Here is a 21,766-nt window from a genome sequence, read left to right as displayed (position 1 = left end):
TCTCCGGGGGCCGGGGGTGGGCCGTGCGGGGGCGGCCGAGTCAGTGGGCGGGGGCCGGAGTGGGCGGCGGGAGGCCGAGCAGCTCGCGGTAGCAGGCGTCGACGGCGGCGCACATGGCCTGCGGGGTGAAGCCCCGGCGGGCCCGGCGCCGGCCCTGACGGCCCATGTCAGCCGCCTGGTGCGGATGGTCGAGCAGCCAGCGCACGGCCCGCGCGGCCTCGTCCGGGTCGGCCGGGGGGACGAGCAGCCCGGTGGCGCCGTGCTCCACCAGGTCGGGTACGCCGTTGACGGCTGTGGCGACGACCGGGCGGGCCGTGGCGAGGGCCTCGGTGAGCGCCCGGCCGAGTCCCTCATAGAGGGAAGTGATCACGAAGACGTCCAGCCCGGCCACCAGCCAGGCGGCGTCCGTGCGGTGCCCGGTGAGCGTGAGGTCGACGCCCAGTTCCGCGGCGAGCCGTCGCACGTCCCCCTCCAGCGGCCCCTCGCCGATCATCACGAAGGCGGTGTCCGGACGCTCGGCTCGCAGCGCGGCGGCCATCCGGACGAAGTCGAGGGGGGCCTTCTGTGTGTCGAGCCGGCCGACGGTGCCGACGAGGGCGGTGGTGCGCGGCGTCCCGAGCACGCGGCGGGCGAGCGGGTCGAACCGTTCGGGGATGTGCGCCAGGTCGACCGCCGACGGGACGACCCGGACAGCCCCCGGTGGGGCGAGGCGCTCCTCGACGACCTGCTCGGCCAGGCGGGGCGCGACGGCGAGGAAGCGGTGGGTGAAGCGCCGGGTGACGCGCTCCAGGCGGCGGTAGAGCAGTCGTCGGCCGCGGGACTGGTACGGGTGGAAGCTGACGCCGTGGAAGGTGTGCACGACCACCGGGGTGCGGCACAGCCGGGCGGCCACCCGCCCGAGGAATCCGCCCTTGGCGGAGTGGGTGTGCACGATGGTGAACCGCTCGCGCCTGATCAGCCGCGTCAGCCGCCACAGCACCGCCAGATCCGCCGGGGTCAGCGTGTGCCGGAACCCCGGGATCTCGACCGTGCGCAGGCCGGCGGCCCGGGCCCGGCCCCAGAGGGGACCGCCGGGGACTCCGGCGATCCAGACCTCGTAGCGGGCGGGGTCCATGCCCTGGGCCGACAGCAGGGTGTTGCCGCCGGCGCCGGCCTCGAGGCGGGTGATGACATGGAGGACCTTGACGCGGGGCAGCGACGGCGACGGCGGCAGCTCCGCCGCCGACGCCACCCGCGGGGGCGTGCCCGGCCAGTCGGCGTCACCGACCGGACGTCCCGAACCGGGGACCAGTGTCCCGTGCCGCATGATCCACCACCGCTCGTCCACCACGGTCCTAAACCGTATATTTACGGCGTATACGTACATCTTCCCCCGGCAGGCGATCCGGGTCAATCCGGGCGAGGATGTCAGATGGCGAACCCGGCGCCGAACCGGCCGTCGGTGATCCCCGGGGTCCGAGGAGCGCGCATGGTCCTGGCCGAACTGGACGACATCAGGCCGCTGCTGGCATGCCCGCGCTGCCGTGCCGGGCTGGAGGCCGACCCGGCCGGAGCTGGCGCTGCTGCCGGAGCGGGAGCCGGTCCCGGTGCGGGAGCCGGACACGGTGCGGGAGCGGGAGCGGGAGCCGGTGCGGGAGCGGGAGCCGGTGCGCTGCGGTGTGCCGCGCCGGACTGCGCGTACCACGCTTCCGCGGCGTTTCCCCACGTGGCGGGAGCGCCCGTGCTCGTCGACTTCGAGCACAGCGTGGTGCACCGGGAGGCCGTCGCCGCCCTCGCGTCCCCCGCGCACGTGCACCGGGGGGCCGATGCCCTGCCCACCCCGCTGCGGCGGATCGCCAAGCCGCCCAACCGGGTCGCTGCCCTCAACATCGACCTGCTCCTGCGCGCTCTGCCGGGCCCGGCGCCCACGCTGCTCGTCGTGGGCGGGGCGACGGTCGGGAACGGGGTGGAGGCGGTCTACCGGAACACCCGCGTGCGGGTGATCGGGTTCGACATCGTCACCAGCCCGGCCACCCAGTTCGTCGCCGACGCCCACCGCATCCCGCTGCGCACGTCCAGTGTCGACGCGGTGCTGGTGCAGGCCGTGCTGGAGCATGTGCTGGACCCCGCCCAGGTGGTCGCCGAGATCCACCGGGTACTGCGGGACGACGGGCTGGTCTATGCCGAGACGCCGTTCATGCAGCAGGTCCACGCGGGCGCCCACGACTTCACGCGCTTCACCCTCAGCGGCCACCGCTATCTGTTCCGGAGGTTCGAGGAACTCGCCGCGGGCCCCGTCGCCGGCCCCGGCACCCAGATGCTGTGGAGCGTGGACCACCTGGTCCGGGGTCTGACCCGCAGCGCCCTCGCGGGCCGCGCGACCAGGGCGGCGCTCTTCTGGCTGCGCGGCCTCGACCACCTCGTACCGCCGGACTTCGCCCAGGACGACGCGTCGGCGGTCTACTTCCTGGGACGTCGGCGGGACCGGGAGATGACGGAGGCGGAGATCATCGCCTACTACCGGGGGGCGCAGGGGCCGTCGTGACCGGCGACGCGGCCCCCGGCGACGACTCGGCGCGCAGCATCGCCGCGAGCCCGGCCCGCAGGCCCGTGACCGGGCGGTAGGCGAAGGCGCCGTGGGCCAGGGTGATGTCGGCGGCGGTGCGACGAGCGTCCCCGGGACGGGCGGGGCCCGGTACGACCCGTACCGGTGCGTCCAGGTCGCCCAGCAGGTCGATGACCTGACGCAGGGTCACCTCGCTGCCGCCGCCGAGGTTGGCGACGCCCGACCAGGAGGAGAGCGCGGCGGCGCGCATCGCGGCGACCACGTCCTGGACGTAGGTGAAGTCACGGCTCTGGCCGCCGTCGCCGTACAGCGGGAAGGGACGGTCGGCGCGCGCGGCGGCGACCAGGCGGGCGAAGGCCATGTCGGGCCGCTGTCCGGGGCCGTAGACGCTGAAGAGCCGCAGCGAGGCGGCCGGGACGCCGAAGACGGTGCGGTAGGTCTCGCACAGCTGCTCCGCGGCGAGCTTGGTGACGCCGTACGGGGACACCGGCCGGGGGCGCACGGTCTCCGGCGTCGGGTAGGCCTCGGCGTCGCCGTACACGGACGAGCTGGACGCGAAGACCAGGCGCCGCAGCCCGGTGTCCCGGGCCGCTTCCAGGACCCGCTGGGTGACCAGGACGTTGCGTTCCAGGTAGACGGCGAACTCGGGCCCCCAGGAGCCGCGGACACCGGGCTGGCCGGCGAGGTGGTAAACGGCGTCGGCGTGTGCGAACAGCTGCCGCAGGGGCAGGTCGAGCAGGTCGCCGCGGTGGAAGCGGAAGCCCTTCCGGCGCAGCAGCCGGTCGAGGTTGTGCCGTTTGCGGGCGGGGTCGTAGAAATCCGTGAGGGCGTCGACTCCGACGACCTCGTCCCCGTGGGACAGCAGGTGAGCGCTCAGGTGGGAGCCGATGAACCCGGCCGCGCCGGTCACCACGGCCCGCATCAGGATCCGCCCCCTCGGCGCTCCCGGGTCTCGTCCCACGGGGTGCGGAGCACGTACAGGGCGGTCCGGGCGAGGTACCGCACGACGTTGCGGGGCGTGGCCCGGTCCAGGAACTCCGCGTCCAGGGCGGTGCGCCGGGGCACCAGGACCCTCAGGTAGTACGCCTCGGGGTCCGGGTGGCCGTCGAGCTGGTCGGCGTAGGCGCGGGAGCGGAGCTGGCAGGGGCCGGTGAGGCCGGGGCGGTGCCGGAACACCCACTGGTGCTCGGGCGGGTAGCGGCGGGCCAGGTCCGGGACCTCGGGGCGGGGGCCGACCAGGGTCATGTCGCCGCGCAGGACGTTCCACAGCTGCGGCAGTTCGTCGAGGCCGAGCCGCCGCAGCAGCCGGCCGGTGGCCGTGATCCTCGGGTCGGCGCCGCCTGCGACCTGGGGGCCTGCGCTGCCGCTGCGCATGCTGCGGAACTTGTACAGGGTGAACTCCCGCCACCCCTCCCCCGTCCGCGGCTGCCGGAAGAGCACCGGCCGACCGCTCGTCACGGCGACCAGCAGGGCCAGCAGCGCCAGCAGGGGCGCGAGCACCACGAGGAGGATCAGCGCGACGGCGATGTCGAGGACCCGGCGCGCCGCCGGGAGCCGCACCGTGCCGGTCGCGGGCAGGGTGGCGGGGGGAGTCTCGTCAACGGTGCGCATGGGACGGACCGCCTCTTTTCCTGGTCGTGCTGCTTTTCTCGGTCATGCTGCTTTTCTTGGTCGTGCCGCTTTTCCTGGTCATGCCGCTTTTCCTGGTCGTGCTGCTTTTGCTGGTCGCGCCGTCCGGCGCCGGGCCGGCCTCGCGCGGGTCGGGGATCTCCGGTGCCGACGGGTCTCGGCGGCGGCCGGCGCGGAGCCAGTGCAGGTACCGCCGGTAGACGGCCGCGGTGGTCCGCAGGTCCGCCCACCGGCCGTGCGCGGCGGCGGCCGTCAGCCGCGCGGCCGGCTCCAGGGACAGGGTCAGTGCCGTGAGCAGCCGTGCCCGGGACCTGGGCCAGTGCAGGCAGGCGTAGGTGGTGCGGCTGCACAGCATCAAGTAGTGGCGCCATGGCCCGAGTTGCGAGGAGCTGACGTTCTCCGCGTGGTGCACGCGGGCCTGCCGGAGGTAGTAGGAGGGCCAGCCGGCCTCGCGGGCCCGCAGGGCGAGGTCGACGTCCTCCAGGTAGAGGAAGTACCGCTCGTCGAAGCCGTTCAGCTCGGTGTACAGGGGGCGGCGCACCAGGAAGAAGGCCCCGATCACCTGGTCCACCGGTCCCGAGCGGGTCAGCTCCCGCGGTCCGAGGTGGTGCGGTGGGAAGAGGGCGGGGGCCAGCCGGTCCAGGCCGGTCATCTTCCCGACCCAGATGCGCAGGCTGGGAAAGCGCGAGCAGGAGATCCGAGGACGGCCCAGCTCGTCCACCATGAGCCCGCCGAAGATACCGAAGCCGTCCGCGTCCGGCGTCCTCAGGAATCGGCCGACGGCCCGGAGGGTGTCGGGGTACAACTGCGCGTCCGGGTTGAGGAAGAGCACGAAGTCGCCGCTCCCCCGGCCCGCACCCTGGTTGCAGGCGGCGGCGAACCCGCGGTTGCGCGCGTTGCGCACCACGTCGAGCGGAACGCCGGCGACGGTGTCACCGGCGGTGAGGCCTTGCAGGGAGTCGTCCGTGGAGGCGTTGTCGACGACGACGATCCGCGTCACCCGCAACAGCGACCTGTCGGTCGCGGCGATCGACCGCAGGCAGTCGGTCAGGCAGCGGCCCGTGTTCCAGTTGACGATCACGATGTCGGCGGTCGGCACCGGCCGGTCACCGCCGGTCACGGGGTCACCGGCCCGAGTTCCAGGGCGGCGGCCCAGCGGGGCAGCCACGCGTCGTACGAGTAGCTGCGGCCGGTGATCTCCCGCGCGGTCCGACCGAGCCCCGCCCGGACGGTCGCGGACGAGTCGATCAGCCCGAGGACCGCGGCGGTCCACTCGTCCCGGCCGCGGGGCGCGGGCATGCCGAACTCGGACAGCAGCTGGGTGTTGACGCCGAGCGGGGTCGCCACGGCGGGCAGCCCGGCTGCGGCGTACTGGAGGAGTTTGTAGCCGCACTTGCCGAGGCTGTAGGCGGTGGGCGCCAGCGGCATCAGCCCGATGTCCATCGCGGCCAGGGCCTCCCGCTGGCTGTCCGGGCTCCAGGCGATCCGGTCGATGAGGCGTTCCAGTTCACCGAGGGAGGGCGTGGTGGTGCCGACGACCGTGACCCGGGCCCCGGTCCGGCGGTGGACCTCCCGGAGCGCCCCGGAGATCAGCAGCAGACACGCCTCGTTGTGCGGTGAGCCGATCCAGCCGAGCCGCGGCGGGTCGTGCAGCGTGTACGACCTCTTGGGCACGTAGTCCCCGAGGGCCACACAGCTCGGTATCACCACGACGTCACGGTGGCGTTCGCAGGCCCAGTCGGCCAGCACGGCGTTGCCCGCGATGACCCGGTCCGCGTGCTCCACGGCCACCTGGGCCTTGGCCGCCTTGGGAGCGAGTCTGCGGACGAGACCGCCCTCGCCCCGGTCCCACTGCAAGGCGTCGTCGAAGTCGTAGACGGCGAACTCCGCGCTCCTCAGGAGCCGCCGCTCCCACCAGCCGCGGCTGAGCGGGGAGGCCTCACGGTGCAGCAGCAGACGCCGGGGGCCGGCGCGTACGACGTCCGCCAGCCGCAGCTCTGCCTTGGCCAGCGACACCGGGTGCCGCAGGAGGCGGGACGGAGCGGCGTCGGACAGGGAGAGATAGCTGCCGACGGCGAAGTCCGTGCCGATGCGGTCGAGCCACTCGAAGACACGGACCCGCGAACTTCCGGCACCCCGGCCGTAGGGGGTGATCGCGTAGCAGTCCGAGCCGTGATCCACAGATCCTCACCCCGAAACGGTGGGAAAGTCTGTATATTTACGGTGTATACGTACACCATAACCACGGGACGGAAGGGGAGACAACCGCTTGGGACAACCGCATCTCTAGGAGATCTGCGTGGCGACGTTGGTGAACGTGTTGCCCGAGGTGTCCCCGAGGTAGGAGAAGTAGTTCAGGATCGCCGGGGAGAGATTCGTGAACCGGTTTTCGGTGATGTCGGGCCTGATGCCGTAGTTCAGCTCGACTCCGGCGCCCCCGGCGTCATGGATGTCGTTCGCCGTGACGGAGACCGTGCTCGTGTTCAGCGTTCCGCTGTTGTCGCCGATGATCAGGCAGCCGGCGCTCAGCCCGGCACCGCTGATGTCGTTGTTCCGGAACACGATGTTCGTGCCCACGCAATTGAACAGGGCCGCCAGGATTCCGTACCGGGAGCCGGTGCCCGAAAGGGCCGCCCGCGTGATCGTGTTGTACTCGACCAGGATGTCAGAGATCACGTCGGTGACGGCGTTCCGCTCGATGTCGATCGCGCCCGGCATATCGGGGCGGGCCATGTCGGTGAACGTGTTGTGGTGGATGTGCACGTTCGTTCCCGAGGTGACGCTGACGCCATTGCGGTTGGTGTTGCTCCCGGTGAACGTGCAGTCGCGGACCTCGATGGTGTGCCCGGCGTTTCCGGCGGAGCCGACGTTGATGTACACGCCGTCACCGATGATGTTGTAGAAGTCGCAGTTCATGACGAGGACATCGCTGATGTCGCCGTGCACCCTGATCTGGTGGCGGTGCTGGTTCCAGACGCCGTTCTGGTTCTGTATGTTCCCGTCGAACTTCAGGCCGTCGACGGTGACGCCGTTTCCGCCCACGCGAAGGATGCCGTCGTCGCTGCTGTCCGTGGTGGTCGCGTTGGCGGTCCTGAGGACCGCACCGTTGCCCTCGACATAACAGCCGGCCGGAATCAGCAGATCTTCGACGAGGTACGTCCGGCCGGCCGGGAAACGCAGCCGCTTGCCGGCGGCCGCATTCGCGGCGAGCTGGGGCGTCGCATAGTCGGCGACGAGGACGACGTCGGTACTCGTCGCGCCCTTGGCGGGGCGCGGCGGCTTCGCCGCGAGCAACGGCAGGGACATCAGTCCCAGCATCGATCTGCGGGACAGCGATCCTGACCCGGAAAAAACGCCCACGGGAAAACCTCCTGAACACCATGCGGCCGGACGGGTCCCGGAGCATATGTCGACAAACCGATTACCGGAACTCGCGTAACTCGACACGAAAGCACACATCCGCTCGAATCACCGCGCATGGACGGCGGATTGGCATCGCGTGTGGCATCGACCACAGGCCCGGCCACCGCATGAGGATCATGTAATTCTATGCCTACAGGACAGTTGGTTCATACCGCCATAGAATCGAACAGTGGACGACTCCCCCGTACCACTGCCGGGCACGGCGTTCTACACGGTCGCCGACCGGCGGTTCTTCCCCGGGCTGGTGGCGCTGCTCAACTCCCTGCGGTTGACGGGCCACGAGGAGCCCCTGGTCGTCGTGGACATCGGCCTGTCGCCCGAGCAGCGGGAGATGCTCGCGGACCACGTCGTCCTCGTGGAGCCGCCCTCGCCCGACATGCCCGCCGTGTTCGTCGCCCCCTACGGTCCCCTGCGTCGCCCGGCGGAGGTCGCGGTCCTCATCGACGCGGACATCATCGTCACCCGGCCACTGACGGAGCTCACCGAGGCGGCCCGGCAGGGACGGATCGTGGCCTTCGTCGACTGCCTGCCCAACAGCCACCGGTTCCACCCCGAGTGGCAGACCACCCTTGGCCTCGGCCCCCTGCGTCGCCGGCGCTATCTGAACGCGGGTTTCCTCGCCTACCCGCATGCCCTGACCGAACGGCTCCTGCCACCGTGGACCGAGGGGCAGCGGACCATCGGCGTCGCGCACAGCAGATACGGCAGCGCGACCCTGGACGACCCCTTCTACTTCGCCGACCAGGACGTGCTCAACGCGGTGCTCGCGGCCCGGTTCGAGGACGACGAACTCCTCGCCCTCGACCACCGGCTGGCTCCCCACCCGCCCTTCCCGGGCCTTGAGCTGGTCGACCGAGGCCGTCTGACGTGCAGGTACGACGACGGAGCCGAGCCCTTCCTTCTCCATCACGTGCTGGCCAAACCGTGGCTCAGGGCGACCCGGGACACCGTCTACTCCACACTCATGACCCGGCTGCTCCTGGCGCCCGACGTCGCCCTCCGGCTGGACCCGCCGGCCTTGCCGCTGCGGCTGCGCGAGGGGCGGGCCGCCGCTCTCGACCGGCGCAGGGCCGACGCGGTGACCCTCGTCCACGACCACGGCCGGCACCAGCTCGGACGGTTCGGCATCAGGACCCGGCTGGCCCGCCGACGCGCACGGCGGGCCACCCGCTGAAGTCGGCATGGGCGCCGGGCGAGGGCACGGCGAGGACGAGGTCCTCACGGGCAGCGAGCTGAAACGGCGCGCCAAGGCGGGCGTCTTCGTCGTCAGCACCCGCGGCCTGGTGATCCTGCTGCTGGGATTCGCCGGGAACGTGGTCGTGGCCCGGCTGCTCGAACCCCGGGACCTCGGCGTGGTCGCCGTCGGCATGTCCTTCGTGCTGTTCGCCGGGCTCGTCTCCGACGGCGGTCTGGGCGCCGGGCTCATCCGGCGGGAGCAGCCCCCGAGCGGCGAGGAGCTCGGCGCCCTGAGCGCGCTGCAACTGGGCCTGACGCTGGCGATGACGGCGCTCGCCGCGGCCGTGGCCGTGCCGCTCGGCCGGGTCGCCTGGGTGACCGCCGTCATGGTCGCCTCCATGCCGTTCGTCGCCCTCCAGTTCCCCGGCCGGATCCTGCTGGAGCGGGCCCTGCTGTACCGGCGGCTGGTGGTCGTGGAGATGTCCCAGGTGCTGTGCTACCAGGGGTGGGCGATCGGCACCGTGGCTGCCGGGTTCGGAGTGTGGGGGCTCGCCACGGCGACCGTGGTCCGGGCCCTGACCGGGGCGGTGGTGATGGCGTTCGTGTGCCCCGACGGGCTGGTGCGGCCCCGGCCGAGGTTCCGGCTCATCAGACCGCTCGTCGGGTTCGGCCTGCGGTTCCAGGCGGTCAACGCGACCTGGCTGCTGCGCGACCAGCTCCTCAACGTGTGCGTCGCGGCTCTCGGCGGGGTCGTCCAGCTCGGCCTGTGGGCCCTGGCCAAGCGGCTGATGGAGGTGCCGTACCTGATCCTTCAGTCGCTGTGGCGGGTCTCGTTCCCCACGATGTCCCGGCTGGTCCCCGACCGGGACCGCAGCGCGCGCCTGGTCCAGCAGGCCGTCGAGATCACCTCGGTCGGCATGGGCTTCGTGCTGACCGCGCTCGCCGGTTCCGCTCCGGGGCTGGTGCCCGGCCTCTTCGGGCCCCAGTGGCGGGACGCCGCCGCGGCCGTGCCCGGCGCCTGTCTGGGGCTGGCGGTGGGAGGGTCGGTCTCGGTGGCCGCCCAGGGCTACCTGTACGCGCTCGGCGACGCGCGGACCGTGCTGCGGGCGGGCCTCCTCCAGGCGGTGACCTGGTTCGCGGTCACCGTGCCGCTGATCGTGCCGCTCGGGGTGGCGTCCGTGGGCCTCGGCTGGTGCGCGGCGGGGGTGGTGGAGGCGCTGGTGATCGGCAGGGCGACCACGCGCAGCATTCCCGTGCGGCTGGCCCGCCCGCTCATCGCTCCCGTCCTCGTCGGCGTGGGCGCGTCCGCGGTGGGCTGGGCGGTGTCCGCACGGAGTGGCGGCACCCTGTGGTCCGGTCTCGCGGGCGGCGGCTGCTCCGCGGCGCTCTTCGCGGTCGCCATGACCGTGGCAGACCGGCACCTGGTACGGCGCACCTGCGCGTTCGCCGCGAGCTCGGTCCGCGCGGCGCTGTCCCACGGGGCGGCGGAAGGGGAGTGAGCCGGTTGCTCGACAAGCCGCCGGCCGTCAGGGCTTGACCGCGATCCGCCCCTCGTCCATCCGCAGCAGCAACAGCCGCTCACCGGTCCGTTCCAGGAACTCGTCCACCGCTCGGCGTGACCCCTGCCAGGTGCCGTAGTCGTCGATCAGCAGGACTCCGCCGGGGACCAGACGCGGGTACAGGTGCTCCAGTTCGTGCCGGGTGGAGGCGTACCAGTCCGTGTCGAGGCGCAGGATCGCGATCCGCTCGGGCGCGTGTTCGGGCACGGTCTCCTCGACCAGGCCCCGCACATAGTGGATCCGCTCTTTCGGGTAAGGGATCGGCGCGAAGCCCGACTTGACGTCCTCGAGGCTCGCCACGGCCCTGATCAGACTGTCCGGGTCGGCGTCGGCGAGCAGGCGGTCGGCCGGTTCCCCGTCGTGTCTGCGGTCGTGCCGGGTCGGCGGTGGCATGCCCTCGAAGGTGTCGAAGAGGAACAGCTCGCGGTCGGCGGCGCCGAGCGAGAGAAGGGTGCGGGCCACGGCGTGCATGCTGCCGCCCCGCCAGACCCCGCACTCCACCACCGTGCCCGGGACGCGGTGACGCACGACGTAACGGGTCGCCAGGATCAGCGCGTTGACCCGCTCGGCAGGCGTCATGGAGTACGGCCGGACCGCCGCGATCACCGCTTTCGCCTCCTCGTCGTAGTCGGCGGGGTAGGCGGCCGCGGCCGACCGGGGCACCCGCCGGACCTCGCATCCGGTGACGCGCCGCAGTCCCGCGTTGGCCCTTCGCTTCCATGACATGGCGTCAGCTCCTTGTGCCGGAGGGCGGCAGCCCGCCCGGGGCCGTCTCGGACGCGCGGACCAACGCGGTGGCGAGCCCGAGGGAGAGGTAGAAGAGCACCCGCAGGACCGTGCCCTCGAAGCTCGACTCGACCGCGAAGACGACGAGTTGGGCGATGAGCGTGAACCCGACGACCCGGGCGGGCCCGCTGGTGCGCCACCGGGAGAAGAAGAACACGGCCGTCCCGACCAGGACGAGCGAGACGAGGGCGCCCAGCAGGACCCCGAAGTACACCATCTGCTGGAGATAGGTGTCGTGGACCCGCGCCAGGTTCGCCATGCCGTCGGGGGCCGCTCCCCCGCCGTAGCCGAGGAACGGCCGCTCGGCGATCTTCTCCACGGCCTCGACGGCGAACTCCGAACGGAGGAGGACGTTGGCCGGGCTGAACCGGCTGGCCACCAGGGTGTGCGGGAGCAGCCGGTACAGCAGCGCGACGGCGATCACGGCCACCACCAGGGCGGCGACGGCCTTCCCGAACACCCGGCCGCCCATCCGCCGGCTGCGCAGCAGGTTTCCCAGGGCCGCCAGGACCGCCGCCGTCAGGAGCCCGAGGACGACCCCGCGGGAGAGCGTGCCGAGGACCGCGGCGAGCGTGACGTATCCGGCCGCGGTGAACCGCCGCTCGTGCCGCACATGGCCCCAGTACAGCAGCAGCGGGACGAAGAAGGCCAGCACGGTGGCGAGATTGTTCGAGGGGCCCAGGGCGGGGTGGGAGAGCCTCGTGTAGTACGAGAGGTAGCGGTCGGAGTCGGTGGGCAGCCCGGGCTCCTCGGGACCGAACCCGGGCACGTGCAGCAGGAGGAGCACGGCGGGCACGACGAGCAGCAAGGCGTAGCGCCTGATGTACGTCATGACGCGGCCCGGTGAGGCGCCGCGGAGCTCCCGCACGACGAAGAGGTAGGCGACGAGGCCCTCCCCGTAGACGAGCGTGGCGCGGAAGGTCGCGCTCGGGTCCTGCGTCCACAGCATCGACAGGCCGCAGACGACGGCCGGGACGCCCAGCAGGGCGAAGAGTGCCGGGTAGCCCAGGTCCAGGGGTGCGCGGGCCAGGTCGAGGAAGAGGGTCAGCGCGGCGACGGCCAGCAGGATGTCCAGCAGGGAGACCGAGTCGATCCCCGGCACGGATCTCAGCACGCGCACCGGCATCGCGGCCGCGATCAGGACCAGCGTCAGCAGGACGCGGGGTCGTGCCCCGGGAACGGCCCCCGTGGCCGGGCGGGCGGGTGCGCGCGCGGTCGTCATGAGCCGGCCCCGCTCCGGGTCCCGTGCGTCCTCACCGGGGTTCCGCCTTCGGGGCGCGCCGGGGCCCGGCGCCGTTTCCCGGGGACCATTCCGCCGTGTGGGACCTGCCGTGGTCCTCACGGCGCACATCACGCCCGTTCAGGCGGGCGGGCGGGGAGACCGCCGGAACGTACGGCCTGCTGCGCCGCCCCCGCTCCCCGCTGAGCACGGCGCCCAGCACGCCGACGCCGACCGAGCGCAGGCGCTGGACCGACTGGACGAAGTCCGGTACGCGGGTGACCCTGGCCTCCGCCACGAGGATCACCTGTCCCACGGCCCGGGCCACGACGGTCGCGTCGCTGCGGGTCAGCACGGGAGGTGCGAGGAAGACCACGGCGTCGGCCCGTGCGGTGAGCCGGCCGCGCAGGTCGGCGACCTCCGCCTGGCGCAGCGGCGGGGCCTCGGAGCCGGGTTCCGCGACGCGCCCGGCGAGGACCCGCAGCGGCACGTCGTCGCGCCAGGTCCGCAGGGCCTCGTCGAGGGAGACCCGGCCGTCCAGGACGTCCGTGAGGGCCCAGGGGGACGACAGGCCGAGCAGGTCGGCCAGTTGGGGGCGGGAGCGCTGGGCGTCGACCACGATCGTCCGTGTGCCGTTCTCGGCCAGGGCGATCGCCAGCCCGGCGGCGACGCCGGCCGGCTCCTCCCCGCCGAGGGGCGAGGTCACCACGTACGCCCGGGCCCCGGGTCCGCGGGCGGGGATCTCGGTCGTCAGGGCCAGCCACCGGAAGGCCTGGGCCCGGACCGGCGCGTCGGGCAGCCCCGTCCGGAACTCCCGGTCCCGGTTCCGGCCGCCCCGGGGCAGGACGCCCAGGACGTCGGCGTCCGTGTTCTGCTCCAGGTCCTGGACGTCCCGGATCCGGGTGTCCGTGACCTCACGGCCGACCGCCCACACGAGCCCGAGGAACAGGCCCACGGCGAGTCCGAGGAGGATGTCGAAGCTCTTGTGCGGGGAGACCGGTCCGTCGAGGAGCTGGACCGGCTCCAGCGTCCTGACGTTGATCACGGGAGCCTTTCCGTCGCCCAGCTGCCCGGAGTTCTCGGCGGACGAGACGATCCTGGAGAACGCCGGTCCCAGCGCCTGCGCGATCTGCCGCGCCCGCTGGGCCGAGCGGTCCTTCACCGTGACGTCGATGACCGCGGTGTCGGTCGGGTTGTCCGCGGTGATGTGGCTCTTCATGTGCTCCACCGAGTACGGCAGCCCCAGTTGGTCGGTGAGCTGCCGCAGCACGGACTGACCGGTCAGCAGGGTCGTGTACGACTTGGCGCGCTGCTGGGACAGGAGCGCGCCCTGGTAGGCCTGGCTGGAGTCCTCCCCCGGGGCGGAGACGGTCACCAGCATCTGGGCCTTGGCCGCGTAGACCGGCGACTGCGACTGGGCCACCGCTGCCCCGGCGGCCGCGCCCAGGAGCGTCAGCAGGAGGATCGCCACCCAGTGGAAGCGCAGCAGACGGCGATAGGCGTTCAGGTCCATGTCGAGTCCCTGGAGGGGTGGGGGTCGTCGCCGAGCAGGCGTTCCAGCGGGCGCAGGGTCTCGTCCCAGCTCAGACGCTCGGCCTGGGCGTACGCCTCGTCGCTGACCGCCCGCCACCGGCGCTCCTCGCCCAGGTCCTCGACGACGGCACGGAAGGTGTCCTCGGTGTAGACCACCGAGCCGCGCAGCAGGTCCAGATGGCGCCGCCAGGCGGGAACCAGCACGGGCAGGCCGTACGACAGGTACTGGACGTGTTTCGAGGAGAACCCCTCCCGGCGCAGCTGGTCCTCGCTGCACGTGACCAGTCCCAGCTGGTAGTTCCGCAGCACGTCGGTCGAGGGGGCGTAGCCGAGGTAGTGGAGGCCGAGCGCGGGATCGGGCGGGGGGCCGCCGTAGACGTCGATGCGGGGGTACAGCGCGGACAGGCGCGAGAGCAGGGCCGGGTTGTTGAAGCCGGCGGTCACGTTGCCGAGGTAGACGATGCGCGGCGGCGCGGCGAACTCCGCCCGCCGGGGCGAGGGAGCGCAGCCGAAGTTGAGGGACATCAGGTTGCGCCCGCTGATCCCGTAGTGCTCGACCGCGTAGCGCGCGTACGAGTCCCAGTGCAGGGCCAGATGGTCGACGCCCTCGAAGAGGGCCGTCTCCAGCCGCCGCAGCTTGTGGTGCTGCCGTTCGGTCACCCTGCCGTCGAAGTACACCTCGTCGGCCCACGGGGCCGGGGCGTCGTAGAGCGTGCGGGCCGAGGTGGCCTCGGTCAGCACCCCGGCGTCGTAGACGGTCTCGCAGATCACCAGGTCGAAGTCGTCGAGGGGCAGCTCGCGTCTGAGGATCGCGCGCCGCAGCCGGTGGTCGGCCACGAGCAGGTAGTAGGACAGGTGCCGTCGGCCGAAGCGCCAGCGCCGGGTGAGCGCGGCCGAGGTCGCCTCGGTCGCGTAGAGGGCGGCCTTGCGGAGGCCGGGCGCGGGGAGCCGGCCGGCGAGCCGTGCCGGGGCGCGCCGGGACCTGCTGAGGTGGTAGGTGTCGACGAGATGTACGTCGTGCCCCCGTTGCCGCAGGAAGCGCTGGATCTCGACGGGCTTCACGCCGTTGGCGTAGGCGTCGAGCTGGCAGATGACGAGGACGCGCCTGGTCGCCCTCGTGGGCACGCTGGTCAACGGACTACCTCCTCGCGGTGGCGGGTTCCTTTCCCGGGCGGTCTCCGGCTTCGAGGGCGCGGACCTGTGCGCGCAGCGCGGGCCGGTCGAGGATCAGGGCGTACTGGCCGCGGATCATGTCCGACCGGATGATCGGCGCGGTGTCGAACCGGGTGTTCGCCGCGTTCAGGTGACGCAGCCCGAGGGCCAGGTCGCGCAGGTCCCCGTTGGACATCCGGTCGTCGACGCTGACCGCGCGCGTGATCGCGTCGAGCATGCGGTCGGTGGCGAGCGGGTCGGTGACGCTGATGTCGGCGCGGACCTGGCCGACGAGGCTGTGCAGGAACTGCTGCTGGCGTTTGATGCGGTCCAGTTCGCCGCCGGGCAGGCCGTGCCGCTGGCGGACGTAGGCGAGGGCCTGCTCGCCGTCGAGGACGTGGGTGCCGGCGGTGAAGTGCCGGTGCTGCTCGGGGTCGTAGGTGTCGCGGTCGATGGTGACGGGGACGCCGCCGACGGCGTCGGTGAGGGCGCGGAAGCCGTGCCAGTCGATGACGCCGAAGTGGTCGACGCGGGTGCCGGTGAGCTGCTCCACGGTCCGGATGAGCAGGGGCGGTCCGCCCCAGGAGAAGGCGGCGTTGATCTTCGCCGAGCCGTGACCGGGGATCGGGACCCAGCTGTCCCTGGGCAGGGACAGGGTGGCGGCGCTGCGTTCGTCGCCGCTGAGGTGCACCAGCATGAGCGTGTCGCTGCGCTGTGCACCGTACTTCCACAGCGGGCCGGTGGCGTCGCTGCCGGTGGTCGGACGCCGGGAGCGGCTGTCGACGCCGGCGAGCAGGAAGGTCGTACCGCCGTCGTGGCCGGGGGGCTTGGGCGGGCGGGGGCCCTCGGGGAAGGCGTCGGGAATGCGGGTGACCTGGTCGCCGTAGTGCTCGGTGGCCCACCAGAAGCCGCCCGCCCCGAGGCCCAGCAGGGCGATGACGGTGACCAGGGCGGCCACCAGGAAGCGCCGCAGCAGATGGCGGGGGCGCCGCATCCGCGGTCTCGGCTCCCAGCTCGGCCACCGGCGGGGCGCGGGCATCAGAAGTCGTCCGGGTACGGGTCGGCCAGCCCGGCGTGCGGCCCGGGGGCCGGTGCCGGGGCGGGGAAGCCGGGCAGCAGGTCGGTGAGGACGCGGCGCACCTCGTCGGTGTCGTCGCTGTCGGCGGCGGCGTACAGCTCGGGCAGGCGCTGGACGAGGTCGGCGGTGTGCTCGTCCGGGGAGGTGACGGCGAGGATGCGGGGGTGGGCGGTGCGGCTGTGCTGCTCCTCGCTGGCGAACAGCGTCTCGTTGAGTTTCTCGCCGGGACGCAGGCCGGTGTAGCGGATGTCGACGTCGGGGACGTGCAGGGAGCGGGCGTACCCGCGGACGAGGTCCACGATCCGCACCGGGCTCTCCATGTCGAGCACCAGCACCTCGCCGCCGCGGGCCGTGCGCGCCGCTTCCAGGACCAGGCCCACCGCCTCCTCCACGGTCATGAAGAAGCGGGTCGCGTCGGGATGCGTGACGGTCACCGGGGAGCCGGCGCCCAGTTGCTGGGCCACGACCGACAGCAGGGAGCCGCGGCTGCCGAGCACGTTGCCGAAGCGGACGGCGGCGAAGACGGTCCCGGGCGGGGCGCTGCGCTGGGCGCAGTGCACGATCAGCTCGGCCAGCCGTTTCGTGGCGCCGAGCACCGACACCGGGTCGGCCGCCTTGTCGGTGGAGATCAGCACGAACCGCGCGGTGCCGGCCGCCGTGGCGGCCCGGACCAGGTTCTCGGTGCCGCGCACGTTCGACTTCACGCCTTCGCAGGGGTGCAGTTCGAGCAGCGGCAGGTGTTTGTGCGCGGCCGCGTGGAAGACCACCTCGGGGCGCAGCCGGCGGAAGATCTGGTCGATGCGGGGGCGGTCGCGGATGTCCGAGATCACGATGTCGTCGGAGTGCAACGCGTCGCCGTGCAGCTCCAGTTGGAGCCGGTGCAGGTTCGACTCGTCGTGGTCCAGGAGGAACAGACGGCTGGGGCCGAAGGCGCGGACCTGGTGGCACAGCTCGCTGCCGATCGAGCCGCCGGCGCCGGTGACCAGGACCCGCCGTCCGGCGATCGTGGCACCGGCCTCGGGGCTGACGACATGCATCTCGGCGCGGCCGATCAGCGCGCGCACGTCCAGTTCCCGCATGTCGTCGCCCACCACGTCCCGCCGGAGCGCGGCGATGAACGACGGCAGGTAGCGCACGCTGGCCCCGACGGCCTCGGCGGCCCGCGCCACCCGGCGGAACCTGGCCGGGGCCAGCCCCGGGATGGCCACCACCACCGCCTCGGCCCGGTGCAGCGGCACGAGGCTGCCGGTGTCCTCCAGGGTGCCTAGGACGGGCAGGCCCCCGACGAGGCCCGCCCTGCGTTTGGCCGGGTCGTCGTCCAGGAAGCCGACGGGTTCCAGCCCGTACTGCGGGGTGTGCGCGAGGTCCCGGGCCAGCGCCCGTCCGGCCTCGCCCGCGCCGATGACCAGGGTGCGCAGGCCGGTGGGGCGGCGGGTGCGGGCGGCGTACCGCGCGAGGTGGGCGCAGACGCGGTCGACCGAGTGCTCGGACAGGTGCGGGTACAGGGGCAGGGACAGCAGCTGCGGGAACAGCGCGTCGGCGCCCGGCAGGCCGCCCGGCGGGATGATCGCGGCCTGCCGGAAGTACGGCATGTGGTGCAGTGGGATGAAGTGGACCGAGGTGCCGATGCCGTGCGCGGCCAGCCGCTCGACGAGTTCGTCACGGCTCGTCCCGTACGACTCGAGCACCCGGACGACCTGGAGGTGGCGCGCGTGCCGGCCGGGCGCGGGAGAGCGCAGCGGTTCGATGCCCGGTACGGCCGCCAGCGCCGCCGCGTACTGCTCGGCGAGGGTGTCTCGGCGCTCCTGCCACGCGGCCAGGTGGCGGAGCTGGGCCCGCCCGATGGCGGCCTGCACGTCCGTCATGTTGGCCTTGAGCCCGGCCTCCTCGACGGTGTAGCGCCAATTGCCGCCGGGCAGTGCGCGCCGCCAGGCGTCGGCGGACATGCCGTGCAGCCGGGCGCGGCGGATCCGGTCGGCGATCAGCGGATCGCCGGTGGTGACCATGCCGCCCTCGCCGATCGGCAGGTTCTTGGTGGCGTAGAAACTGAAGCAGGTCGCCCGCGACACGCCGCCCACGGGACGCTCCCCCACCGTGGCGCCCAGGGCGTGCGCGGCGTCCTCGACGACGCGGGTGAGGGGCAGTCCGGCGGCCTCGGCGAGTGCGGCGACGGGCGCGGGGGCGCCGGTGTAGTGCAGGACCATCATCGCCGCGGGCCGGCCGCACGCGGCGGCCGCCGCGGTGACGGTGGCGGGCGTCGGCATTCCGGTGCCGGGGTCGACGTCGACCAGGACGGGTCGCAGTCCGGCGTGGAGGATGGCCTGGGCCGCTCCGCAGAAGGTGAGCGCCGGGACCAGGACGGGCGCGCCGGCCGGCAACGCGAGGGCACGCAGCGCCAGTTCGAGGGCGGCCGTGCAGGAGCTCACCGCGACGGCGTGCGGGGCCGAGACGTAGGCCGCGAAGTCGTCCTCGAAGTGTGCGGTCTCGCGGCCGGTGGTGACCCAGCCGGAGGCGAGGACCTTCTGCGCGGCCCGCCGCGCCTCCGGACTGATCCAGGTCGTGGCGAAGGGGACGTCCCGCCGGTCCGGTCCCGCCGGCCCGTCGGCGCCGCGCGCGAGGGGGTCGAGGCGGTCCTGGGAAGGCCTGCGGTGGTCTGGCTGCTCCTGCCGGGACCGCAGTCGATGGACGGTCATCTCGCGCTCCCACCTCTGGCTCTCCCGGGGGCGGGGCTCCGTGCGGGCAGCCGCACCCTCCTGTCCCGAAAGCGTATATTTACGCCGTATACGTACACCCTGCCCCCGGTCATGCGTAGAGTCAACACAGGCGGAACGCACCGCGCGGAGCGACCTACCGGAGGCGAGGCATGGCAGCTGAGCGGGCTGAGGAGCGGAGCGGCGGTGCCCGGGCGGCGGCGGGCCCGGCACGCCGCGCCGGCGACCGCGGCCGCTACGGCCGACTGAGCCGGGAGCGCGTGCTGGCCAGCGCCCTGGAACTCGTCGACCGCGAGGGCCTGTCGGCGCTGAGCATGCGCCGCCTCGGCGCCGAGCTCGGCGTCGAGGCGATGGCGCTCTACCGCTATGCCGACAGCAAGGACGCCCTGCTGGACGGACTGGTGGAAGCCCTCTACCTGGAACTGGAGGAGCGGCTCGCCCGCGAGCCCGCGGCGCCTTCCTGGCGCGCCGGACTGCACCGCGTGGCCCGGGCGACGTACGACGTCTGCCTCGCCCACCCCCAGGCCGTCCCGCTGCTCGCCACCCGCATGCTCGCCGTCCCGCTGGCCCGCCGGCCGCTCGCCGTGCTGAGGGATCACGAGAGAGTGCTCACGCTGCTGAGGGAGAGCGGCCTGGACGACGCCGGGGCGGTCGCGGCCTTCCGGGCGTTCACCTCCTGGCTGCTGGGCTATGTGGCGGTGGAGCTACGGCCGATGGTGGACAACCCCGAGGAGTCGGATCCGGCGTTCCGGCTCGGCCTGCACCACATGCCGGCCCGGGAACTGCCCGTCCTGCGGGAGTTGGCCCCCACCCTCGCCGAGCGGGGCGGGGTGGCGGGTCTGACGGAGGGGCTGGACGCACTGCTCGACCGCTTCACCGGCACACAGGGGTGAGCCGACCGCTCAGTGGACCCCGTCCAGCCGCGCCCGCTGCTCCGGTGTGAGTTCCAGGTCCACCGCCGCCAGGTTCTCCTCCAGCTGGGCCACCGACGACACCCCCGCCAGCGGGACGATCGGCAGGTCGCCGCCGATCTGCCAGGCCAGGACCACCTGGTTCACACTCGCACCGGTCTCCTTCGCCACCTCGGCCAGGACCTTCAGGCGGGACGCGGTGCCCGGGTGGTCGAAGTCCGCGGGGAGGCGCTCCGGGTGGGTGTAGGCGCCCTTCAGCAGCGGTGAGTAGGCGACCAGGGTGAGCCCGGGTTCCGCGCGCAGATAGCTCAGCAGGTCAGGGCCCGCGTGCCCGAGGCTGCCGTCGGGGAACAGGGGCTCGGGCACGTCGGTACGGGGGCGCAGGTGGCTGTGGGCGTACTGGAGGACCTCGTAGCCGGGGAGTCCGACCGCCGCCGCGAGCGCCCGGGCCCGTTCCACACGCCAGGTGGCATGGTTGCTCACCCCCAGCAGACCCACCGTGCCCTCGGCCACCAGTGCGGCGAACCCCTCGACCGTTTCCCGGAGCGGCACGCCGTGGTCCTCGATGTGCGCGTACAGCAGGTCCAGTTCGTCGACGCCGAGGCGTTCCCGGCTGCGCTCCGCGGACTCCCGGATCACCTTCGCCGACAGGCCCTCGGCGTTGTCGGCGTAGCCCGTGCCGGGGGCCAGCGGGCGGGCGCCGAGCTTGGTGGCGATGACGACCTCGCCGCCGATGCCGCGGCTGCGCCGCCACCGGCCGAGCAGTTCCTCGCTCTGGCCGCCCTGACCGCCGTCCTCCCAGTAGGCGTAGTTGTCGGACGTGTCGATGAAGGTGCCGCCGGCCTCGACATAGCGGTCGAGAACGGCGAACGAGGTCTTCTCGTCGGTCCGTGAGCCGAACAGCATCGCGCCGAGCGCGAGGACGCTGACCTCGCGGCGGGTCGCCGGATCGGTGCCGATGGTGCGGTACTTCATGGTGATTCCCTCCCATGTGTACCCGTCTCGGGGGCACACACGGGAGTCTTCATCTTGAAGCGCACTTCAAGTCAAGGGCCCGCGTGCTCACTTGCGCTCACTTGGCGAACGGGCCCTCCAGCGCCGCCCATTGGAGCAGCATGATCGTCTTGGCGTCGGCGATCTCCCCGGTGCGGATCATCTCCAGGGCCTGGCGGAAGGGCAGTTCGAGGATCTCGATGTCCTCGCCCTCCTCGTCGAGGCCGCCGCCCTCGTGGGTACGGGTCGACGGGGCGTACTCGGCGGCGTAGAAGCTGACGCGTTCGGTGACCGAACCGGGGCTCATGTAGACGTCGAAGACGTGCCGGACCTCGCCGATGGTGTGCCCGGTCTCCTCGACGACCTCGCGCCGCACCGCGATCTCCGGGTGCTCGTCATCGTCGTCGAGCAGGCCGCCCGGGGTCTCGATCAGCAGTCCGTCCGGGTGGCCGTTGACGTACACCGGGTAGCGGAACTGCCGGGTGAGCAGGACGGTCTCGCGGGCCCTGTCGTACAGGAGCATGGTGGCCCCGTTGCCGCGGTCGTGGGTCTCGCGCTGCTGGGTGCTCCAACTGCCGTCGGCGTGCTGGATGTCGAAGGTCGTGGCCCGCTCGACGTACCAGTGGCTGGACAGCAGGGTCACCTCCCGGACCCTGACGCGTGGATTGCCGGTCAGGTCCAGGCCGGTGCGGTCGAGTCCGGTGCGGCCCCGGCGGTCGGGGGTGTCGACGCCCTCGGTCATCGGACACCGGCCGGGAAGCGGGAGCAGCGGGGGAAGTGCGAGTTGGTCATGACCGCTTCTACCACTCCGGTAGCGGCCCCGTCGCGCGAGGCGCCCCCCTTCGGCGCGCACGCCTGCGCAGGGCCGGGCGGAGGCATCCACACGAAAAGGGCCTCCACGGGCTCTCGCCCGCGAAGACCCTTCGCACCGTCGGGACGACAGGATTTGAACCTGCGACCCCTTGACCCCCAGTCAAGTGCGCTACCAAGCTGCGCCACGTCCCGGTGTGCCGACCCGCGGTGACCGCGGGAACGCGCGTACAGAACTTTA

Annotated in this window: 18 protein-coding genes and 1 tRNA gene; 4 read left to right on the top strand and 15 right to left on the bottom strand. The window is 72.7% G+C overall.

Features of this window, described 5'->3' with window-relative positions:
- Positions 1 to 40 precede the first annotated feature (40 nt).
- Complete coding sequence (locus IF54_RS0106250; protein ID WP_159002080.1) at positions 41 to 1,330, bottom strand: glycosyltransferase; 1,290 nt, start codon at positions 1,328 to 1,330, stop codon at positions 41 to 43.
- 138 nt (positions 1,331 to 1,468) lie between these two features.
- Here IF54_RS0106250 and IF54_RS0106245 point away from each other — a divergent pair, with 138 nt between their 5' ends.
- Positions 1,469 to 2,524 carry a class I SAM-dependent methyltransferase gene (locus IF54_RS0106245; RefSeq protein ID WP_078851886.1) on the top strand — a complete coding sequence of 352 codons (1,056 nt, stop codon included), beginning with the start codon at positions 1,469 to 1,471 and terminating at the stop codon, positions 2,522 to 2,524.
- On the opposite strand, the gene IF54_RS0106240 is transcribed toward IF54_RS0106245, so the two are convergent.
- The 5 genes from IF54_RS0106240 to IF54_RS0106220 form a co-directional block, all read right to left on the bottom strand.
- Positions 2,487 to 3,467 (bottom strand): NAD-dependent epimerase/dehydratase family protein, encoded by a 981-nt coding sequence (locus IF54_RS0106240; protein WP_051735341.1) that lies wholly within the window; start codon positions 3,465 to 3,467, stop codon positions 2,487 to 2,489. The two genes, IF54_RS0106245 and IF54_RS0106240, sit on opposite strands and share 38 nt — an antisense overlap.
- Positions 3,467 to 4,156, bottom strand: coding sequence for a sugar transferase (locus tag IF54_RS0106235; RefSeq protein ID WP_051735340.1), 690 nt, complete (start codon positions 4,154 to 4,156; stop codon positions 3,467 to 3,469). Before IF54_RS0106235 ends, IF54_RS0106240 begins: the two co-directional genes overlap by 1 nt.
- Positions 4,143 to 5,294 (bottom strand): glycosyltransferase family 2 protein, encoded by a 1,152-nt coding sequence (locus IF54_RS0106230; RefSeq protein WP_051735339.1) that lies wholly within the window; start codon positions 5,292 to 5,294, stop codon positions 4,143 to 4,145. Before IF54_RS0106230 ends, IF54_RS0106235 begins: the two co-directional genes overlap by 14 nt.
- The gene (locus IF54_RS0106225) at positions 5,291 to 6,355 is read right to left on the bottom strand and encodes a glycosyltransferase (protein ID WP_030315339.1); all 1,065 of its coding nucleotides are present in this window, start codon (positions 6,353 to 6,355) and stop codon (positions 5,291 to 5,293) included. Before IF54_RS0106225 ends, IF54_RS0106230 begins: the two co-directional genes overlap by 4 nt.
- A 105-nt stretch (positions 6,356 to 6,460) precedes the next feature.
- Positions 6,461 to 7,480, bottom strand: coding sequence for a right-handed parallel beta-helix repeat-containing protein (locus tag IF54_RS0106220; RefSeq protein ID WP_159002074.1), 1,020 nt, complete (start codon positions 7,478 to 7,480; stop codon positions 6,461 to 6,463).
- Between the two features lie 286 nt (positions 7,481 to 7,766).
- On the opposite strand from IF54_RS0106220, the gene IF54_RS39445 reads away from it, so the two are divergent.
- Positions 7,767 to 8,771, top strand: a complete 1,005-nt coding sequence (locus tag IF54_RS39445; protein ID WP_037819381.1) for a hypothetical protein — start codon at positions 7,767 to 7,769, stop codon at positions 8,769 to 8,771.
- Positions 8,772 to 8,778: 7 nt separating this feature from the next.
- Positions 8,779 to 10,272, top strand: coding sequence for an oligosaccharide flippase family protein (locus IF54_RS0106210; RefSeq protein WP_030315333.1), 1,494 nt, complete (start codon positions 8,779 to 8,781; stop codon positions 10,270 to 10,272).
- 27 nt (positions 10,273 to 10,299) lie between these two features.
- Here the strand turns inward: IF54_RS0106210 and IF54_RS0106205 are convergent, their stop codons facing one another.
- The 6 genes from IF54_RS0106205 to IF54_RS0106180 are packed head-to-tail and all read right to left on the bottom strand — an operon-like array spanning position 10,300 to position 18,793.
- Entirely contained in the window at positions 10,300 to 11,058 is a 759-nt protein-coding gene (locus tag IF54_RS0106205) for a TylF/MycF/NovP-related O-methyltransferase (RefSeq protein ID WP_030315332.1), read from the bottom strand.
- 4 nt (positions 11,059 to 11,062) lie between these two features.
- The gene (locus IF54_RS0106200; protein WP_030315330.1) at positions 11,063 to 12,340 is read right to left on the bottom strand and encodes an O-antigen ligase family protein; all 1,278 of its coding nucleotides are present in this window, start codon (positions 12,338 to 12,340) and stop codon (positions 11,063 to 11,065) included.
- A 31-nt stretch (positions 12,341 to 12,371) separates the two neighbouring features.
- Positions 12,372 to 13,850, bottom strand: coding sequence for a polysaccharide biosynthesis tyrosine autokinase (locus tag IF54_RS43865; RefSeq protein ID WP_030315329.1), 1,479 nt, complete (start codon positions 13,848 to 13,850; stop codon positions 12,372 to 12,374).
- Positions 13,841 to 15,004, bottom strand: coding sequence for a hypothetical protein (locus IF54_RS0106190; protein WP_030315328.1), 1,164 nt, complete (start codon positions 15,002 to 15,004; stop codon positions 13,841 to 13,843). The genes IF54_RS43865 and IF54_RS0106190 overlap by 10 nt, the downstream gene beginning before the upstream one ends.
- Before the next feature lie 4 nt (positions 15,005 to 15,008).
- Positions 15,009 to 16,016, bottom strand: coding sequence for an LCP family protein (locus IF54_RS0106185; RefSeq protein ID WP_037819379.1), 1,008 nt, complete (start codon positions 16,014 to 16,016; stop codon positions 15,009 to 15,011).
- Positions 16,017 to 16,060: 44 nt separating this feature from the next.
- A complete protein-coding gene (locus IF54_RS0106180) occupies positions 16,061 to 18,793 on the bottom strand; it encodes a DegT/DnrJ/EryC1/StrS family aminotransferase (protein ID WP_030315326.1) in 2,733 nt (910 codons plus the stop codon).
- Between the two features lie 170 nt (positions 18,794 to 18,963).
- Between IF54_RS0106180 and IF54_RS0106175 the strand changes: the two genes are divergently transcribed.
- Positions 18,964 to 19,704 carry a TetR/AcrR family transcriptional regulator gene (locus tag IF54_RS0106175; protein ID WP_030315324.1) on the top strand — a complete coding sequence of 247 codons (741 nt, stop codon included), beginning with the start codon at positions 18,964 to 18,966 and terminating at the stop codon, positions 19,702 to 19,704.
- 9 nt (positions 19,705 to 19,713) lie between these two features.
- Here the strand turns inward: IF54_RS0106175 and IF54_RS0106170 are convergent, their stop codons facing one another.
- The 3 genes from IF54_RS0106170 to IF54_RS0106160 all read right to left on the bottom strand — a co-directional run bounded on the left by IF54_RS0106170 (position 19,714) and on the right by IF54_RS0106160 (position 21,720).
- On the bottom strand, positions 19,714 to 20,697 hold the full coding sequence (locus tag IF54_RS0106170; protein WP_030315321.1) for an aldo/keto reductase: 984 nt from the start codon (positions 20,695 to 20,697) through the stop codon (positions 19,714 to 19,716).
- Between the two features lie 97 nt (positions 20,698 to 20,794).
- Complete coding sequence (locus IF54_RS0106165; RefSeq protein WP_030315320.1) at positions 20,795 to 21,457, bottom strand: NUDIX domain-containing protein; 663 nt, start codon at positions 21,455 to 21,457, stop codon at positions 20,795 to 20,797.
- Positions 21,458 to 21,646: 189 nt separating this feature from the next.
- Positions 21,647 to 21,720, bottom strand: a tRNA-Pro gene (locus IF54_RS0106160).
- Positions 21,721 to 21,766 lie beyond the last annotated feature (46 nt).

The organism is Streptomyces sp. NRRL B-3229 (genome assembly GCF_000719505.1).
Classification (GTDB): domain Bacteria; phylum Actinomycetota; class Actinomycetes; order Streptomycetales; family Streptomycetaceae; genus Streptomyces; species Streptomyces griseorubiginosus.
Note: the sequence above shows the minus strand (reverse complement) of the source record. Positions and strands in the feature narration are given on the sequence as shown.